This window comes from uncultured Phascolarctobacterium sp. (assembly GCF_905212365.1).
In the GTDB taxonomy this organism is placed as follows: domain Bacteria; phylum Bacillota; class Negativicutes; order Acidaminococcales; family Acidaminococcaceae; genus Phascolarctobacterium_A.
In genome coordinates, this window is sequence record NZ_CAJMEH010000047.1 from 1 (window position 1) to 17,624 (window position 17,624).

General features: G+C 53.0%; 19 protein-coding genes. 18 read left to right on the forward strand and 1 reads right to left on the reverse strand.

Going from position 1 to position 17,624, the window contains the following annotated elements:
- The first annotated feature begins 43 nt into the window (after positions 1-43).
- From QZ105_RS07680 to QZ105_RS07710, 7 genes are all read left to right on the forward strand, one after another.
- Complete coding sequence (locus QZ105_RS07680; RefSeq protein ID WP_293729264.1) at positions 44-898, forward strand: ChbG/HpnK family deacetylase; 855 nt, start codon at positions 44-46, stop codon at positions 896-898.
- The gene (locus tag QZ105_RS07685; RefSeq protein WP_293729265.1) at positions 895-1,920 is read left to right on the forward strand and encodes a lysylphosphatidylglycerol synthase transmembrane domain-containing protein; all 1,026 of its coding nucleotides are present in this window, start codon (positions 895-897) and stop codon (positions 1,918-1,920) included. The genes QZ105_RS07680 and QZ105_RS07685 overlap by 4 nt, the downstream gene beginning before the upstream one ends.
- Before the next feature lie 66 nt (positions 1,921-1,986).
- On the forward strand, positions 1,987-2,904 hold the full coding sequence (locus QZ105_RS07690; RefSeq protein WP_293729266.1) for an NAD-dependent epimerase/dehydratase family protein: 918 nt from the start codon (positions 1,987-1,989) through the stop codon (positions 2,902-2,904).
- Between the two features lie 45 nt (positions 2,905-2,949).
- Positions 2,950-4,509 (forward strand): glycosyltransferase family 39 protein, encoded by a 1,560-nt coding sequence (locus tag QZ105_RS07695; protein ID WP_293729267.1) that lies wholly within the window; start codon positions 2,950-2,952, stop codon positions 4,507-4,509.
- 72 nt (positions 4,510-4,581) lie between these two features.
- Positions 4,582-5,301 (forward strand): amino acid racemase, encoded by a 720-nt coding sequence (locus tag QZ105_RS07700; RefSeq protein ID WP_293729268.1) that lies wholly within the window; start codon positions 4,582-4,584, stop codon positions 5,299-5,301.
- Positions 5,302-5,528: 227 nt separating this feature from the next.
- The gene (locus QZ105_RS07705) at positions 5,529-6,344 is read left to right on the forward strand and encodes a helix-turn-helix transcriptional regulator (RefSeq protein ID WP_293729269.1); all 816 of its coding nucleotides are present in this window, start codon (positions 5,529-5,531) and stop codon (positions 6,342-6,344) included.
- Positions 6,345-6,594: 250 nt separating this feature from the next.
- Positions 6,595-7,896 carry a YadA-like family protein gene (locus tag QZ105_RS07710; protein WP_293729270.1) on the forward strand — a complete coding sequence of 434 codons (1,302 nt, stop codon included), beginning with the start codon at positions 6,595-6,597 and terminating at the stop codon, positions 7,894-7,896.
- A gap of 227 nt (positions 7,897-8,123) precedes the next feature.
- Here QZ105_RS07710 and QZ105_RS07715 read toward each other — a convergent pair whose 3' ends face one another.
- On the reverse strand, positions 8,124-8,741 hold the full coding sequence (locus QZ105_RS07715) for a CerR family C-terminal domain-containing protein (RefSeq protein WP_293729271.1): 618 nt from the start codon (positions 8,739-8,741) through the stop codon (positions 8,124-8,126).
- Between the two features lie 169 nt (positions 8,742-8,910).
- Here QZ105_RS07715 and rmuC point away from each other — a divergent pair, with 169 nt between their 5' ends.
- The 11 genes from rmuC to tgt form a co-directional block, all read left to right on the forward strand.
- Positions 8,911-10,044: a DNA recombination protein RmuC gene (gene rmuC / locus QZ105_RS07720; protein ID WP_293729272.1), complete on the forward strand. Its 1,134-nt coding sequence runs from the start codon at positions 8,911-8,913 to the stop codon at positions 10,042-10,044.
- Entirely contained in the window at positions 10,034-10,258 is a 225-nt protein-coding gene (locus tag QZ105_RS07725; RefSeq protein WP_293729273.1) for a hypothetical protein, read from the forward strand. The genes rmuC and QZ105_RS07725 overlap by 11 nt, the downstream gene beginning before the upstream one ends.
- Before the next feature lie 32 nt (positions 10,259-10,290).
- Positions 10,291-10,794, forward strand: a complete 504-nt coding sequence (locus QZ105_RS07730) for an NUDIX domain-containing protein (protein WP_293729274.1) — start codon at positions 10,291-10,293, stop codon at positions 10,792-10,794.
- Between the two features lie 128 nt (positions 10,795-10,922).
- A complete protein-coding gene (locus QZ105_RS07735) occupies positions 10,923-11,663 on the forward strand; it encodes a YebC/PmpR family DNA-binding transcriptional regulator (protein ID WP_293729275.1) in 741 nt (246 codons plus the stop codon).
- A 55-nt stretch (positions 11,664-11,718) separates the two neighbouring features.
- A complete protein-coding gene (gene ruvC / locus QZ105_RS07740; RefSeq protein ID WP_293729276.1) occupies positions 11,719-12,213 on the forward strand; it encodes a crossover junction endodeoxyribonuclease RuvC in 495 nt (164 codons plus the stop codon).
- Complete coding sequence (ruvA, locus tag QZ105_RS07745) at positions 12,214-12,822, forward strand: Holliday junction branch migration protein RuvA (RefSeq protein ID WP_293729277.1); 609 nt, start codon at positions 12,214-12,216, stop codon at positions 12,820-12,822.
- A 31-nt stretch (positions 12,823-12,853) separates the two neighbouring features.
- Entirely contained in the window at positions 12,854-13,861 is a 1,008-nt protein-coding gene (gene ruvB, locus QZ105_RS07750) for a Holliday junction branch migration DNA helicase RuvB (protein ID WP_293729278.1), read from the forward strand.
- Between the two features lie 9 nt (positions 13,862-13,870).
- Positions 13,871-14,488: an epoxyqueuosine reductase QueH gene (locus QZ105_RS07755; RefSeq protein WP_293729279.1), complete on the forward strand. Its 618-nt coding sequence runs from the start codon at positions 13,871-13,873 to the stop codon at positions 14,486-14,488.
- Between the two features lie 9 nt (positions 14,489-14,497).
- A complete protein-coding gene (locus tag QZ105_RS07760) occupies positions 14,498-15,784 on the forward strand; it encodes a SpoIID/LytB domain-containing protein (protein ID WP_293729280.1) in 1,287 nt (428 codons plus the stop codon).
- Positions 15,785-15,805: 21 nt separating this feature from the next.
- On the forward strand, positions 15,806-16,834 hold the full coding sequence (queA, locus tag QZ105_RS07765; RefSeq protein WP_293729281.1) for a tRNA preQ1(34) S-adenosylmethionine ribosyltransferase-isomerase QueA: 1,029 nt from the start codon (positions 15,806-15,808) through the stop codon (positions 16,832-16,834).
- A 41-nt stretch (positions 16,835-16,875) separates the two neighbouring features.
- Positions 16,876-17,624, forward strand: a 749-nt coding sequence (gene tgt, locus QZ105_RS07770) for a tRNA guanosine(34) transglycosylase Tgt (RefSeq protein WP_293729282.1), incomplete at its 3' end; no start/stop codon positions are given.

Consider the following 17,624-nt stretch of genomic DNA (forward strand, 5'->3'; position numbering starts at 1 on the left):
TAATTGGCAAAATGCAGCTTGACAATTATAAGAGGCTTTAATAATGAAAAAATTAATCGTCAACGCCGATGATTTCGGTTTGCATACGCTTATCAACCAAGGGATTATCAAGGGCTACCGTGAAGGCTTCATCACCAGTACCTCGCTGATGCCCGGCGCTCCGGCTTATGAGGAGGCTGTGGCCTTGGCGAAGGCTAATCCTGGACTTGGCATTGGCATCCACTTAACGCTGGTGGGCAGCGTAGCGACGGTGCTGCCTGCTTCTCAGGTGCCGACACTGGTGGGGGACGACGGTCTGCTGCCGACAGATTACGTGGCCTTTGCCAAACGCTTTTACACCGGCACCGTCAGCAGAAGCGAGCTGGAGGCAGAGCTGCGGGCGCAGATCGAAAAGGTTTTGGCTACGGGGCTGGCGATTACGCATATCGACAGCCATCAGCACACTCATGTGCTGCCCTTGATCAACCTGCTTGTGTTAAAGCTTTGCAATGAGTATAATATAAAGAGAATACGCATTCCTAAGGAGCCTTATGGTTTCAGCGGCGGCTTTGCCGCAGGGCTGGGACGCAAAATAGGGCGCTGCGGCCTGAGCTTTTGCGCCGATATGGCGGCGATGGCTGCCGACGGCAGGGGCGTGCGCCATCCGCAGCATTTTTTCGGCATGCTGGCCGGAGGGCGTTTAAACGCCACTTTGGTTGGCAATATTATCCGCGCTTTGCCGGAGGGCGTCAGCGAAATTATGACTCATCCCGGCTTGGATACCGCCGCCTTGAGCGAAGCATTCAGCTGGCAGTACCATTGGCGGGAGGAACTGGACGCGTATCTGGACGCCGGCAATAAGGCGCTGCTTGCGCGGCAGGGCGTGACGCTGATAAATTTTGGTGGATTGGATAAATGAATAAGAAATTATTACTGCGCTTAACGGTGCTCTTCGGCTTTGTGCTGTTGATTTCTGCGGCAGTTATTTACTTTACATTCGACATACGGGCGTTGGATTATCTGACGCTGTTTGAACCGCGCTGCATTTTGTTAGCGCTGGGCTGCCTGACGGTGGGGCTGCTGTTCGACGGTCTGCGTTTGTTGACGCTGGCCAGCATTACGGACGGGCAGCTGACCTTGAAGCAGGTGGTCAACGTGGTGCTCAGCAATTATTTTCTGGCGCTGGTAACGCCGGGAGCCAGCGGCGGGGCTATCGCGCAGGTTATGTTCATGCGTAAGGCGGGCGTGCCTGTGGCCAAATCCACGGTGGTGGTGCTGGTGCGCACCATAATGTCTATTTCCTTTTTGATTTTGCTGGTGCCGGTGGTGCTGCACAGCGATAGGGATATCGTTAAGTGGATGCCTGCGTCGGTGTTGTCGGTAGTTTCGGTGGCCTTCATTTCGTTGCCTGTTATCGCCGTGCTTTTGATGCGCACCCGTTATCCGGAGAGAATAATTTTTTGGTTTACCAGAAAATTTTCTTATACTACGCGCCGCAATTGTTATATTTGGTATCAGCAGTTCAAGCACGCGGTAATCGTTATGGGGCGTCATCCCATGATGGTGCTGCGGGCCTTTGTGGAATCGGGGCTGAGCCTGCTCTTTATTTACGCTACGGTTCCGGCTTATTTTGCCGGTTTAAATATTGATTTCGATTTAGTTCAGGTTATGGGGCGTATGGTGCTGCTCAATCTGGTGCTGTACTTTTCGCCGACGCCGGGCGGCAGCGGCATTGCCGAGGCCGGCTTCGTAGTTTTGTTTTCCAATATTCTTCCCGAAGGCGTGGAGGGCATCATGGCCGTTTTATGGCGTTTTACGGCGGAATATCTGCCGTTCTTGCTGGGCGCTTTCGTGACGATCAGGGCGTTCGGTTCCGACGTTTTGAATATGGCTTCGGTGAAAAGCAAAACGAAGCCGGGGAAGGACGCGGCTTCTCGGTAAAAGGTTCATATTTTATTAAGCTTGGACGATTACGATCTTATGAAAAAATCTTAGGAGATGAAATATATGAAATTATTAGTAACCGGCGGCGCCGGGTTTATCGGTTCGCATTTATTGCAGCTTTTGGCAAAGCGCCGGGATATCGATACGCTGGTCTACGATAATTTGTCCAGCGGCTTGCGCGAGTACGTGCCGGAAAACATACGCTTTGTGCGCGGCGATGTGCGCGAATCGTTTTTGCGAAGCGTTTTTGCCGTCGAACGTTTCGATGCGGTTATCCATCTGGCGGCGCAGACTATGGTGCCTTATTCTTTGGAGCATCCGAGCGAGGACTGCGACGTTAATCTGCGCGGGTTAATCAACGTGCTGGAATGCTGCCGCCGCTATGGCGTCAAGCATATCAGCTTTTCGTCCAGCGCCGCAGTGTACGGCGATAATCTAAATATTCCGCTGCGGGAAACGGAACAGCCGCTGCCCACGTCGTTTTACGGGCTGACTAAGTTTGCCAGCGAGCATTACCTGCGGCTGTATCATGATTTGTATGGCGTCGATGCTACTGTGCTGCGCTTTGCCAATGTTTACGGCGAGCGCCAGGGCGCAGGCGGCGAGGGCGGCGTAGTCAGCATCTTCTGCCGTTTGTTGGCGCAGGGCAAGGGCGTTACCGTTTTTGGCGACGGCGAGCAGACTCGCGATTTTGTTTATGCCGGCGATATTGCCGAGGCGCTGCTGCGGTCTGTGCAGCTGCCCGGATATAATATTATTAATGTTTCCACGCGGCAGGAAACGTCGCTGAACAAGCTGTTGGCGGCCTTCCGCAAGGCGGTGGGGCATGATTTTGCCGTTGACTACGGACCGGCGCGGAAGGGCGATATTTTGCGCTCCGTTTTGGATAATACGCGTTGCTGCCAGCTTTTGAAATTTTGTCCGTCCATGGATTTGGAGCGCGGCGTCAGCCTGACCTATGCCGATTATCTGCGGCAATAGGAGCGGCGTTTTATTTTTTGGAGGATTTTTTGTAAGGGGATAGGGATGAAACAGCTTGAGAAAAACAGCCTGCTGCTTATTGCGGGACTGACGCTCTTTACGATTATGTTCGGCCTGGGCGGCGTGCCCTTGCTGGATCCGGACGAGCCGGTTTATGCGGAAACGGCGCGCGAAATGCTCCAGACGGGCGATTTTTTGTCGCCGCGGATTTTTGGCGCTTATTGGTACGATAAGCCGCCCATGTATTATTGGCTGGTGGCGTTATCGCAAATGCTTTTTGGCTTTAGCGAATTTGCCGCTCGCTTTCCGGCGGCGCTCATGGCCTGCTTTACTTCTATAATGATTTACGTTTCCACGACCAAGCTCTTTAACGAGCGGGCCGGTTTTTGGTCTGCTATAATTTTAACCAGCTGCGTGCAGTTCTTTTATATGGGCAAGGCGGCGGTGACGGATACGACGCTGCTCTTTTTTATGACGGGAGCAATTTTGAGCTTTGCGCATAAAAAATATTGGCTGATGTATGTCTGCATGGCGCTGGCTACCGTTACCAAAGGCCCCATCGGCATTGTTTTTCCCGGCGCGATCATTTTTATCTATTTAGTAATCATGGGACAGCTGCGGGAAATTCTGCGTATGCACGTAATTCGCGGCTTGCTGCTGTATTTTTTACTGGCTTCGCCTTGGTATTACGCTATGTATACAGTGCATGGCATGGAATTTATTGAAACCTTTCTGGGCTTCCACAATCTGACGCGCTTTACCACGCCGGAGCACGCTAACCGCGTTACCTTCTGGTACTATTTCCCCGGAGTGATTTTGGGTATGTTTCCCTGGACGGGCCTGCTGGCGCAGTCCATAAAAGCGTCCATCAGCGACAGCCGCATCGACGATATGCGCCAGCTACTGCTGTTCCACGTTTGGTGGGGCTTCGTCTTTATCTTTTTCACTATTTGCCAAACTAAGCTGGTGTCCTATATTCTGCCCATGTTCCCGGCTTTGGCGGTGATTATCGGCTGGAATATTTCGCGCATGCTGGCGAAGCTGCGCCACAATACGACCTTTTACAGCTGGATGGCGGGCAGCGGGTTGATGTTTGCGCTGCTGGGCGTAGGTTGGATTTTTGGCAGTCAATATTTGCCGGAAGCGTCTTTCAGCCTGGTTATGCTGGGAGCCATGACGCTGATTATGGGCGCGGCGGCTGTCTTTACCCTGTGGTATTACCGCGATATTCAAATGGCGGCCTGGCTGCACGCGCTGATTGGCGTGGTGACTATGTGCGTGGCTTTTGCTTTTGTGCTGCCGGTTATCGCCGAACGTTTCAGCGTGAAAACGATGAGCGGCGTTTATCGGGAGCAGTGCGACGGCAGCGTTCCTATTTATGTGGATAAATTTCTGCGCCCCGGCTTTATGTATTACGCGGGCAAGCCCGGCATTGAAATGCTGCCTAAAACCGGCGCTTTAGCCGAAGCGCTGCGCAGCGGCCAGCATAAATATATTCTGGTGCGCGGTTTGGAATACCGCCGCGTGCTGAAAACCAAGCAGATTCCCACTAATGTGCATACGATAAAGGAAATCAGCGATATTTATTTGCTGGAGCAGCGGTAAGAGCTGCAAAAAGTAAATTTTCCCTGCGCGTTTTACGACAGGAACAATTTGTCAGGAAAGAGGGGCTGGATAATGGCTAAGAAATATGTAAAGAATGGTAAGCGCTTAGGCGTTTTGGGCGGCATGGGGCCCGCCGCCGCCGCGGAATTTCTGCGCCAGCTGGCGGCTAAGTGCCCCGCTGCTACGGACCAGGAGCATCCAGTGGTGTATATGATCGGCGACGCCGAAATCCCTGATCGGGGAACGGCGATTTTTGGCAAGGGGCCGTCGCCGCTGCCGCGCCTGCGTGCCGGTTTATTGCAGCTGTGCGATATGGGCGCGGACGTTTTGGCTGTGCCCTGCAATACGGCGCATTATTTTATCGACCAGTTCGCAGAGCAGCTGCCCAGGCCGCTGATTCATATTGTGGAAAGCACGGTGTTGGCGACGAAGGCTATCGCGCCGGAGGGAGCGTGGATGCTTTCCACCAAGGGGACGCGGGCCTGCGGGCTGTACCAAAAGTACGCGGCCAAGCACGGCCTGAAATTATTCATTCCCAACGAGGAGCAGAGCGATAAAGCCCAGCGGGTTATTGATTTTGTGAAAGCCAATAAATTTGCGGAGGCAGGAGCGCTGACACGCCAACTTGTTGAGGAATTGTGGCGGGAGCACGACGTGCCCGTAATGACGGCCTGCACGGAGCTGCCCTTGGGCTACGACGCTTCCGGCTTGCCCCAGGAGCGCAGCGTGTCCAGCATCGGCGCGCTGGCCGAAGCGGCTGTTAAGGCGCTGTACAATGAAATAGAAGAATAAGAAGGACTTGCACAACGCAGCAGGCTCGCATGAATTTGATTGGTTCAGGTTTATGCGGGCCTGTTTTTTTGTGCAGCTTAACAAAAATTTCTTTTGGCGGGATTACGACGTACAATCGAAAATGTTTTGCGGAATTACGGCCTGCCGCGTACATGGATAGTGTGATACGATTTCCGTAAGTTATTTATGGCGGACTGACGCCTATATGGCAGATAAGGAGGGCAGGTATGCAATTCGGCGATTTTTTGTTGGCGCGTAAACGCATGGCGCTGTTTTTAGGATTTTATTGCTTTTTCTTTTTGCTGGCGGAAGTACCACTGCGCAACCGTGCGGACGAATTTGCTCCCGCTTGCCTGCTGCCGTATTATGGCGGCGGTGTGCTTTGCACGCTGACAGTGTATTTTATTTATACCTTTGGGCATAATTTGTTTGGCAGGCTGTGGCGGCGCAAAACGCTGGTGCTGGAGCTGTGCGTTTTTTATCTTTTGCTGGAAAGCCTGGTTTTATTGCCATTTATGTATTTTGTCGGGTGTAACGAAAACGGCTGGCTGCTTTTGCCCACGGCATTATGTTTGCTGACGCTTATCTGTCTGCCCTGCCTGATGAAGGCGCGCAGCGCAAAAAAGCTTGCGAATGCGGAGCGGGAAAAGCATACCGGCGACACAGAGCCGCAAACGCCGGGAGAGCCTGAAGATACGGGATGCGAAGCGCAGGGTGGCATCGATTTTACGGAGACGATTCTGCCTGCGCCTACGGATTTTACCTCTGCGCCTCCTGCCGGACCGGACGGTAAGCAGCTTTCATCGGAAAAAAGATTGGCGCATTTTGCTGCTTTAAGTAATTTGACAGACAAAGAACGCGAGGTACTCGCGCTGGCAATCACATCGGATATTACAGCCAAACGCATTGCCGAACGGCTGTATATTTCAGAGCGCGTGTGCCAACGATATTTGACGAGCATTTACGAAAAAACCGGCAGCTCGTCGCGCATTGATTTAATTATAAATTTTTATAACGACGCGTGGGTAGACGAAGCAATTTAGATTCGTTTTATATACGCTTAGCCGCTTTCCTTTGGTGGGGAGCGGTTTTTTGCTGTGTGCGGAAAAACGGCGGACTTACGACGGATAAAATACAGCGTTTGGCGGGAATACGCTCTGGAAAAGATAATTTTAATGAGCTATTCTAAAAGAGAAAGTAGAAGCTTTTTCTTTTCTACTCTACGCTGCGCCTTAATGGCACGGCATATCAGCAAGCAAAATTTAGAAGCTTGATTAAGGAGTGTGTTTTGTAATGAAGAGTAAAAATTTGGCTAAAGCAATAGCGTTGGGTCTTGTCCTCGGCAGTATGAGCTTCGTAAGCATGGAAGCTCAGGCGGCGAATTTGAACGGACCGGTAGGAGGAAATGCGGCTAGGTATAGTGATTTGCAAGCCGTTAATAATCAGGTTGAGAGGATAGATCAGCGGGTTGAGAGGATGGATCAGGTATTAAGTAATGCAGCTGATAAGGACTATGTAAATGCGGCAGTTAAGACGGAAAAAACGGAACGCGAAAAGGAAGATACTCGCATCGAGGGTAAGGTTGACACAGAAACAAATCGTGCCCAAAATGAAGAAAAGCGCATCGAGGGTGAGGTTAGAGAAAATAGGGAGAGTATTGCTGAGGAAGCCGCTGCACGTCAAAATGCAGACGATACATTGAACGAGAAGATTGACCGTAACGCCGCTGCAACGCAGGAACAAATCGACGGCATTAACGTTACGAATGAAAAGCAGGATAATGCTATTGCTACCAATACGAAGGATATTGCTGATAACAAAGAGCAAATAGCGACGAATGGAAAGAATATTGCCGCTAATACAGAAGCAATAGAGAGCAATCGCGAGTATTTTGAAAGCCGTGTAAATCACAATCAGGAGCAAATCGATGCCAACAAAGAGGCTATCGCTGACGTAAACGGTAAGGTAGGAGACACTCAATATAGCAGTGAAAACTATATTGCTAAAGGCGATGATTTGACCACTGCCGCAGGCAAGCTGGATGCCGCGGTTAAGGCGGAAGAAACGAAACGCCAAAATGAGGATGCCCGCATTGAGGGTAAGGTTGACGCAGAAACAAACCGTGCCCAAAATGAAGAAAAGCGCATCGAGCAAAAATTTGACGGCGAAGTTTCGCGTTTGGACAGCAAAATCGACAAGCTGGATAACCGCGTAGAAAAAGTTGGCGCCATGGCCGCCGCCATCGCCAACCTGCATACCATGGGCTACGACCCCGCAGCTCCTACAGAGGTTGCTGTAGGCGTAGGACAATACCGCGATAAAACAGGATTGGCTTTGGGCGCGTTCCATTATCCCAACCGTGACGTAATGGTAAGTTTCAGCATTTCTACTGCCGGCGAGGAATACATGGCAGGCGTGGGCGCTACCTGGAAATTTGGCCGTAAATCTCCGGAAGCAATGCTGAAAGCTGAAAAGGAAAAAGCTGCCAGAAAAAAACTGGCGCAGGAGACGGCTGCTAAAAAAGCCGCCGAGGACGCCGCAGTAGCTGTGCAGCAGGCAAAGCATTCTGAAATGCTGGCAGCGGAAAGCAAATAAGGCTTGCTGGAAGAAATATTTGCTTGCCACAATGAGCAGGGAAGAGCTTATATTAGAGCTTATTAAGGCAAAGCTTAACGAAGCCAAATAAAAAAAGATTTTATAGCGCAGTATCCCTGTTTTGCCGCTTTTTGGTAAGACAGGGGGAATAAATAGCGTAACAAAACAGCCTGTCGGCTAACGTACTTTACAGGTACGCTAACCGGCAGGCTGCGCTTTTTCTTATTTTATTTTTGGCTCAGCGACGATAAATAAGAGTCCAGGGCTTGCAGCAGGTAATCCGTTTCTGTCCGCAGGTCAAAATTACCTATCTGCCTGATCTGCCCTTTCGTCAAGAAAAAGAACATAATAATGCCTTCCAGCGTAAAGGCCACGTGGGTGGGCTTAATCGCCGTGACGATTTCGCCGCAGGCGATAGCGTCATTGACTAAATCGGCCATGAACTGATGAATGCGGTACAGCTTATTCTTGACATAGTTTTCAAACATGGGCTGGGGGCTGAGCAGCTCGCGGTAGATTAAATGAATATTATAGGGCTGCTCCAGCTGCATTTCCGCAATGGAATCCACATAGCTGCGCAGCTTTTGCAGGGGCGATTCGCTGTGGCTGCGGATATCGTCCTGTAATTTTAAAAATTTGTCGGACTCGGCGTAAAGAACCTCCTGATACAGATTCTTTTTGCCGCCGAAATAATAGGAAATAAGAGCGCTGTTGACGCCGCTGGCAGCCGCTATCTGCTTAATGGAAACAGAATTGAAATCATCGTGGGCGAAAAGCCGCGTAGCCGCCTGTAAAATTTTATCGGGGCTGCTTAGAGCGTTTTGCGTTTCTTGATTGTCGTTCATAATGCGTACCTCAAGGCTTTGTAATCTTATGCTCTATTATACACTATTTTACGTTGGCTGTAACTAGCGCGCGGCAATTTATCCGCGGCGCAATAAGAAAAATTTTGTTCGAAGATTATTGGCTAACGGGGCATCTTTTGTTATAATAAAAGCGTCGATGGAGGTTGCTATGGAAACGATTACGATAATTTTATTGATCAGCATTTTGGCGCTGCTGGCGCTGGTAGCGGCGCTTTTGTGGCAGCAGCGCAGAACGCGGCAGGACGGAGCGAGCCAGCGGTTGGAGCTGACAGAGCGGCGCTTGCTGGAGGCGTTATACGACCTGCGGGGCGAGCAAAGCACCTTGGCGCGGGCGGCGCGGATGGAAAACCAGGCGGCCAGTGACAGGCTCAGCGAGCAGCTGGATAAGCGCGCAGCGCGTTTGGCTGATTTGACGGATAGAAATTTGGAACGTATTCGCCTGACTGTTGACGAGCGTTTGAACGAATCGCTGGAGCAGAAATTTTCCCAGGTCAGCCAGCGCCTGCAGGAGGTACACGCGACGCTGGGGCAGGTGCAGAGCCTGTCCGGCGGCGTGGACGAATTAAAGCGTATTTTATCCAATGTTAAGGTGCGCGGTACCTGGGGCGAAATGCAGCTGGGAAATATTTTGCAGGACATTTTAGATAAGGGACGCTATGTGGAAAACGCGGAGGTCCGCCCTCACAGCGGACTGCGGGTGGAGTACGCGCTGCGGCTGCCAGGCCGCAGCGAGCAGGAGGTGCTGCTTCCTATCGACGCTAAATTCCCGCTGGAGGATTACCAGCGTTTGCAGCAGGCGCGGGAGACTGGCGACGCCGCCGCTGCCGAAGCGGCGGCAAAGCAGCTGGAGCGCAGACTGAAAAGCGAGGCTAGGGATATTTGCGATAAGTATATTTGCCCGCCTTATTCTACGGACTTTGCCGTTATGTATTTGCCTTGCGAGGGCTTGTTTGCCGAAGCGCTGAATGTGCCGGGCCTGGCGGAGAGCCTGCAGCGGCAGTACCGCGTTTGCGTGGCCGGGCCTATGACGCTGGCGGCTTTGGTTAACAGCCTGCAGCTGGGGTTTCGTACCTTGGCCGTGCAGCAGCGCACTACGGAGGTTTGGCAGCTGCTGCATAAGGTAAAGCAGGAGCTGGAGGGTTTGCAGGCAGCCTTGGATAAGAGCGGCAAAAAGCTGGACGAGGCACAGGCTGCGCTGCAGGGAGGCAGCCGTTATGTGGCGCGGCTGCATAAGCAGCTGGACGCTGTGCAGGTGCTGGAGGAGGAACGCCATGGAACCTGATGCAAATGAGCGCGAAACCGTTCATAAAAAGCCGCCTTGGTATGTGCAGGCCTTTTTGTGGTTTTACGGCTTTATGTGGCTTAATATGATTTTTATTGCTGGGCTTAACAGCCTGCGCCTGGGCTATATTGATGTGGACAGCGTCAGCCTTTTCGGGGCGCTGACTGCGGGCTTGTATGTGATTTTTAAGTATCTGCCGCGATTGCTGAGGTAGAAGTATTCTATATAAATCAAGGAGGCATAAGCATGGAATTATGGGATATATATGACCGCGATAAGCGGCCTACAGGGCGCACGATGCAGCGCAATGACTGGATTTTGCAGGACGGCGAATACCATTTGACGGTGCTGGGCGTAGTGCGGCATACTGACGGGCGCTTTTTGATTACCCGCCGCGTGCTGACCAAAGCCTGGGCCGCCGGTTGGTGGGAGGTGCCGGGGGGCGCCGTTATGGCGGGGGAAAGCTCGCGGGCTGCCGTCAACCGCGAGGTTTTGGAGGAAACTGGGCTGGACGTATCCGCTGTGCCGGGCGAACCGCTGCTGACTTATCACAGGGAAAACCCCGGCGAGGGCGACAATTACTTTGTGGACTGCTATCGCTTTACTATGGACTTTACTGCCGGCGACGTAAGGCTACGGCCTGACGAAGCGTTGGAGTTTAAGCTGGCGACGCTGGACGAGATTAAAGCCTTGGCGGCGCAGGGAATTTTCCTGCATTACGACAGCATCAGGCCGGTGTTGGAAAAATAGCCGGAGCGAGTTGACTAAACTTGGCTATTTTCCTGCGCTGCCGCAGTTGTCAAATAGGTGTGCGCGTGGTAAAATATTAAAGTGAATGCTTAATTTTTTGAATAAGATAAGTTTGGAGGAATTTAAGTATGTCAGGACATTCTAAATGGGCAAACATTAAACATAAAAAAGGTAAAGCTGACGCGCTGCGCGGCAAGATCACTACTAAGATCAGCAGAGAGATTACCATTGCCGTGCGTATGGGCGGCGCAGACCCTACCGGCAATATGAAGCTGAAGCTGGCTCTGTCCAAGGCTAAGGCCAACAATATTCCCAAGGATAATATTCAACGCGCTATTCAAAAGGGCGCAGGCGCATTGGAAGGCCAAAGCTTTGAGGAGATTACCTACGAAGGCTACGGCCCGGCAGGCGTAGCAATGATGGTCAGCTGCCTGACCGATAACCGCAACCGCACCGCGGCAGATATCCGCCACGTATTTTCCAAGCACGGCGGCAATTTGGGCGCTACCGGCTGCGTAGGCTATATGTTCAAGCAAAAGGGCATTTTTGCCGTAAGCAAGGAAACCGGCGTTACCGAGGACGATTTGATGATGATTGCTTTGGACGCAGGCGCTGAGGACATTAAGAGCGATGAGGAAGGCTTTGAAATCGTTACCGACCCCGCCGCTTACGACGATGTGGAAAAGGCTTTGGCTGACAACAACATCGAGGTTGCCATGTCCGAAATCACCATGGTGCCGGACACTATGGCCGAGTTATCCGCCGAGGATGCCGAAAAGGTACAGAAGATGCTGGACGCCTTGGACGATTGCGACGACGTGCAGGACGTTTACACCAACGCTGACTTGCCGGACGACGACGAGGAATAAGATTTGGGAAAGCAGGCAAGTTTTTGTCTGCTTTCTGTTTTTGTGAGGATTTGTGATGCTGGCTTTAGGTATTGACCCAGGTACCGCTATCTGCGGCTACGGCTTGGTGGATATGACGGGCAACCGTCTGCGGCCTGTGTATTACGGCTCGGTGATGACCGATAAGGATATGCTGCCGGAGCTGCGGCTGAAAAAAATTTACGACGATTTGAGCGCGATTATCGAGCATTTTCATCCTCATTTTATGAGTATTGAAAAGCTGTTCTTTAACCGCAACGTAACCACGGCGATTCCCGTAGGGCAGGCCCGGGGCGTGGCGCTGCTGGCGGCCGCTAATCACGGGCTGCCGGTGCTGGAATTTACGCCCATGCAGATTAAGCAGAGCGTGGTCGGCACGGGCAACGCTTCTAAGGAGCAGGTCATTTACATGGTGATGCATCTGCTGAACATACGGGAGAAGATTAAGCCCGACGATACGGCGGACGCTTTGGCGGCGGCTATTTGCGGCGTTAATACCGCTTCGACCCGCGCATGGCAGGAGGGCAGATAAATGATCGGTTCATTGAAGGGCAGCGTTGCCTATTTGGGCGCTGATTGCTGTATTATCGATACGGCTGGCGGCGTAGGCTACAGGGTATTTATGCCGGGAGCGCATTTGGCGCAGCTGTCCCTAGGCGGCAGCGTACGTGTGCATGTGCATACGGCGGTGCGTGAGGACGCTGTTTTGCTGTACGGTTTTTTAAGTCAGGAATATTACGATTTGTTCGAGCTTTTGCTGTCGGTCAGCGGCGTAGGACCCAAGATGGCTTTGGGCATTTTGTCCGCCGTAAAGCCGGACGCCTTTTATCTGGCCGTGCAGAACCGTGATATTAAGGTGCTGACCAAGCTGCCGGGCATTGGCAAGAAAACGGCTGAGCGCATGCTGCTGGAGCTGAAGGATAAGGTGGGCGGCGCAGTGGCGGAGGCCGGAAACGATTTTGGCGAGAGCGTAGCTGCCGGAGGCAGCGGCGCGGTGGCGGAGGCCATGGAGGCGCTGCTTTCCCTGGGTTACAGCAACAGCGAAATAGTGCCCGTTATCAAGCGGATAGAAGACGTGGACAAGCTGAGCGGCGAGGAAATTCTGCGGCGCGCTTTAAAGCTGTTTGCGCAGCATAGATAGCACATAGATAATAGATAAATGGAGGGCAATAATGGAATTTGACGAGAGAATTATTGCCGGAGCGGAGCAGGAAAGCGACGGTTGGCAGTACAGCCTGCGTCCGCGGCTTTTAAATGAATATATCGGACAGAATCAGGTCAAGGACAATCTTTCAGTTTTTATCAAAGCGGCAGCCGCCCGCCACGAGGCGCTGGACCATGTGCTGCTCTTTGGGCCTCCCGGCCTGGGCAAGACGACGCTGGCGAACATTATTGCCAATGAGCTGAACGTAAATATTCGCGTTACCAGCGGTCCGGCCATCGAGCGTCAGGGGGATTTGGCGGCGATTCTGACTAATTTGGGCGATAACGACGTGCTGTTTATCGATGAGATTCACCGCCTGTCCAAAACGGTGGAGGAAATACTTTATTCTGCCATGGAGGATTTTGCGCTGGATATCATCATCGGCAAGGGGCCTGCGGCCCGCAGCGTGCGGCTTGATTTGCCCCACTTTACGCTGATTGGCGCGACGACCCGCTTAGGCGCTATTGCCGCGCCCCTGCGCGACCGCTTTGGCGTGCAGTGCTGCTTGGAATTTTATAAGCCCGAGGAGCTGCAGTATATTATTACCCGCGCGGCCGATATTTTAGGCGTGAAAATCGCTGCGGACGGGGCTGCTGAAATTGCCCGCCGCAGCCGCGGTACGCCGCGTATTGCTAACCGCCTGCTGAAACGGGTGCGGGATTTCGCTCAGGTTTTGGGTGCGGAAAGCATTGGCCGCCAGCTGGCCGACGAAGCGCTGGCGAAGCTGGAGGTGGACCGTTACGGTTTGGACCGCAGCGATCGGCGTATTTTGCAGACCATCGTCAAAACCTTTGACGGCGGGCCTGTGGGTATTGAAACTATTGCTGCGGCAGTCAGCGAGGAAGCGTCCACCATTGAGGACGTTATCGAGCCTTATCTGATGCAGCTGGGTCTGCTGCGGCGCACGTCGCGGGGGCGCATGGCTACCCGGGAGGCTTATCGCTATATGGGCGTGCCTTATGTCGAGAACAAGTAGGAGGCGGCCATGAAGCTTTTATTACATGCCTGCTGCGGGTCCTGCTCCTGCTACCCGACAGAAACGCTGAATGCGGACGGCGTGGATTTTACGATTTTATTTTTTAATCCGAATATTCATCCCTACAAGGAATTTAAACATCGCTTGAGTACGCTGCGGGAGTTTTGCGAGAAGAAACAGTACAAGCTGATTATCGATAAAAGCTATCCGCTGGAGGAATGCATTAGAGGGATGCTGGCCGAGCCTGCGGTGCGCTGCGCCTTCTGCTACCGTATGCGTATGCGTTATGCGGCGCAGCTGGCTAAGGAAAACGGCTTCGACGCTTTCAGCACTACGCTTTTGGTAAGTCCTTATCAAAAGCATGAGCTGATTAAGCGCGAGGCGCAGGCGGCGGCTGAGGAATTTGGCGTGAATTTTTATTATGAGGATTTTCGCAGCGGTTATCAGCGGGGCGTGGATATCAGCCTGGAGATGGGCCTGTACCGCCAGCAGTACTGCGGCTGCGTTTTCAGCGAGCGTGACCGCTACGAAATTCGTAAGGCAAAAAAGCACGGTGCGGAAGTACCGCAGGAAAAATTTATCAGAGTGAGCAAAAATATTAGTATGGTCAACTTGGATGTAAAGTAAGGAGCAGTCATGCTGAAAAAACTGTTATTGATAGTTATGATAACGCTGTCCTGCGCTTTTTGTTCTGCGGCGGCAGCGGCGGAACAGCTGCGCGTAGCGTTGGCGGTCGGGCAATCGACAGTGGAAATCAGCTGTGACGATGAATTTGAGGTCATGAGCGGTGGGCAGAAAACCGTAATGCCCAAGGGGAAGTATTTTCTGCATACTGAGGATGGCAGGCTGCAGCTGGACGAGCAGCACCAATTCGGCGGCAGCATTTATGTGCAGGCTCTGCCGGGTAAGGCGCTGCCGCAAATCAACAAGCGTTCCTATAAGGGCTATTTGCGGGCGCTTTTGCAGGATAATAAGCTGACCGTAATTAATTATGTCGGGCTGGAGGATTATTTGGCCAGCGTTTTGCCGTCCAAGACCATGGTGGTGTGGCCCGAAGAGGCCGTTAAGGCGCAGGCTGTGGCCGCCCGCTCCTATGCGTTGTATATGCGGTTGCGCAATAGAAACGAATATTATGATTTATTGGCAACCGACGCCGAACTGCAGTATACGGGCACTGGCCCGCGCATTGAAAAGGCTGGCGTTACTAAGCTGATTCAGGCGACGGCAGGACAGTATCTGCAGGACGCCTACGGTACGCCGGTGCAGGCTGTGACTACCTCCAGCAGCGGCGGCAGAACCGAAGCCGCAGTTAATCTGTGGGGCAGGGAGGTCGGCTATTTGCAGTCCGTGGAGGATTACGACAGCGACAGCCCGGAATATACCTGGGAATATCGCGCTACGCCTGCTCTGCTGGAAGGGCAGCTGGCCCAGCGCGGCTTTGTGGTTGGCAAGCTGAACAGCGTGCGTCTGTCGCCCCTGGATGAAATGGGCTCCGACAGAACGCCGACGGGGCGCGTAAAGTACCTGATACTTTCCGGTATTGCCGGAACGGCTAAAATCAGCGGCCAGGAGCTGGCCGATATTTTGGGCCTGAACAGCGTTTTATTCGACGTAGAAACAGGCACGCCGCCGCCGGAAACGCTCAAGGTGCCTATCGAGGACCGTTACGGCTTCGAGGTGGGCAGTAAGGATATCGACATTAAAATTAAAGAGGATGATAAGCCGGTCTGGAACACGCTGCTGCGCAGCTACCATATGCTGGGCGGCGGTAAGGATGAAAAGCTGATTTTCCACGGCAAGGGCAAGGGCTCCGGCCTGGGGCTTAGCGCCTGGGGCGCGCGGGGCATGGTCAACGCCGATGAAAAGATAACCTATAAGGATATTTTGGCGCATTACTATCCGGGAACCAGATTGGTAAGATAAATAAAAGAGAGAAGAGAAGCAATGCTAGTAACAGATTTTGATTATGAGCTGCCGCAGGAGCTGATTGCGCAGCATCCTATGGAGCCCCGCGACCATTCGCGGCTGCTGGTGGTGGATAAGGAAAGCGGCGCTTTGGAGCACCGTCATTTTTACGATTTGCCGGATTACCTGCGTCCCGGCGACGTGCTGGTATTTAACGATACCCGCGTTATTCCGGCGCGTCTGCACGGCGTTAAGGATACTGGCGCGCATGTGGAGGTTTTCCTGCTGACCCGCAAGGACGCTACCGATTGGGAGGTTTTGGTGCGCCCAGGCAAAAAGCTGCAGGTGGGCGCTAAGATTAAATTCAGCGACGAGCTTTCCTGCGAGGTTATCGAGCATACGGATTTTGGCGGCCGCGTAGTGCGCTTTGCCTACGACGGTATTTTTGAAGAAATTTTGGATCGACTGGGCGAAACGCCCTTGCCGCCGTACATTACCGCGCCGTTGGAGGATAAGGAGCGCTACCAGACGGTGTATAACCGTGAGCGCGGCAGCGCGGCAGCGCCCACTGCCGGACTGCATTTTACTAAGGAGCTTTTGCAGAAGATCAAGGACATGGGCTGCGAGGAGGTTTTCGTAACGCTGCATGTGGGCTTGGGCACCTTCCGTCCGGTCAGCGAGGCTAATATCGAGGACCATAAAATGCACCGGGAATTTTATACCGTATCCCAGGAGGCTGCCGATACTGTGAACAAGGCTAAGGCCGAGGGCCGCCGCATTATCGCCGTAGGCACGACGGCCGTGCGCACGCTGGAATCGGCCGGAGCGGACGGCACGCTGAAGGCCGGCGGCAGCTGGACGAATATTTTCATTTATCCCGGCTATCAATTCCGTTTTGTGGACGCTCTGGTAACTAATTTCCATCTGCCGCAAAGCACGCTGCTGATGCTGGTATCGGCTTTATCCAGCCGCGAAATCATGCTGGCGGCCTATAAAAAGGCGGTGGAGGAAAAATACCGCTTCTTTTCCTTTGGTGACGCCATGTTTATCAAGGACAGTAAAAAATAACGAAGGCCGCTTGCGGCCTTGAAGCTTATAAAGGAGGCTATATGCAGCACGCAGTAACCTACGAACTAATTAAGGAATGCAGCCGCAGCGGCGCGCGTCTGGGCCGCCTGCACACGCCCCACGGTACCTTTGAAACGCCCATGTTCATGCCCGTGGGTACGCAGGCCACGGTTAAAACCTTAGCGCCGGAAGAGCTGTACGAGATGGGCAGTCAGGTGATTTTGTCCAATACCTACCATCTGTTTTTGCGCCCCGGTCACGAGCTGGTGCGCAAGGCGGGGGGCCTGCATAAATTTATGAATTACGAACGGGGTATGCTGACGGACAGCGGCGGCTTTCAGGTGTTCAGCCTGGGAGCTATGCGCAAAATTACGGAGGAAGGCGTTATGTTTCGCTCCCACATCGACGGCAGCAGGCAGTTTTTGTCGCCGGAGGTCAGCACGCAGGTGCAGGAAGCCCTGGGCGCAGATATTGCCATGGCCTTTGACGAATGCATTCCCTATCCGGCGGATTATGATTATGCCAAGCGCTCCACCGAGCGTACTACCCGCTGGGCTAAGCGCTGCCTGGAAACCCACACCCGTGAGGATCAGTCCATGTTCGGCATTGTGCAGGGCGCGTTTTACGAGGATCTGCGCATCGAGAGTGCGAAGGCGCTCAGCGATATGGATTTCCCCGGCTACGGCATCGGCGGCTACTCGGTGGGCGAGGACCACGAGACCATGTTCGAGACCCTGGCGCCGCTGGCTTCCGAGTACATGCCCAAGCACAAGCCGCGCTACCTGATGGG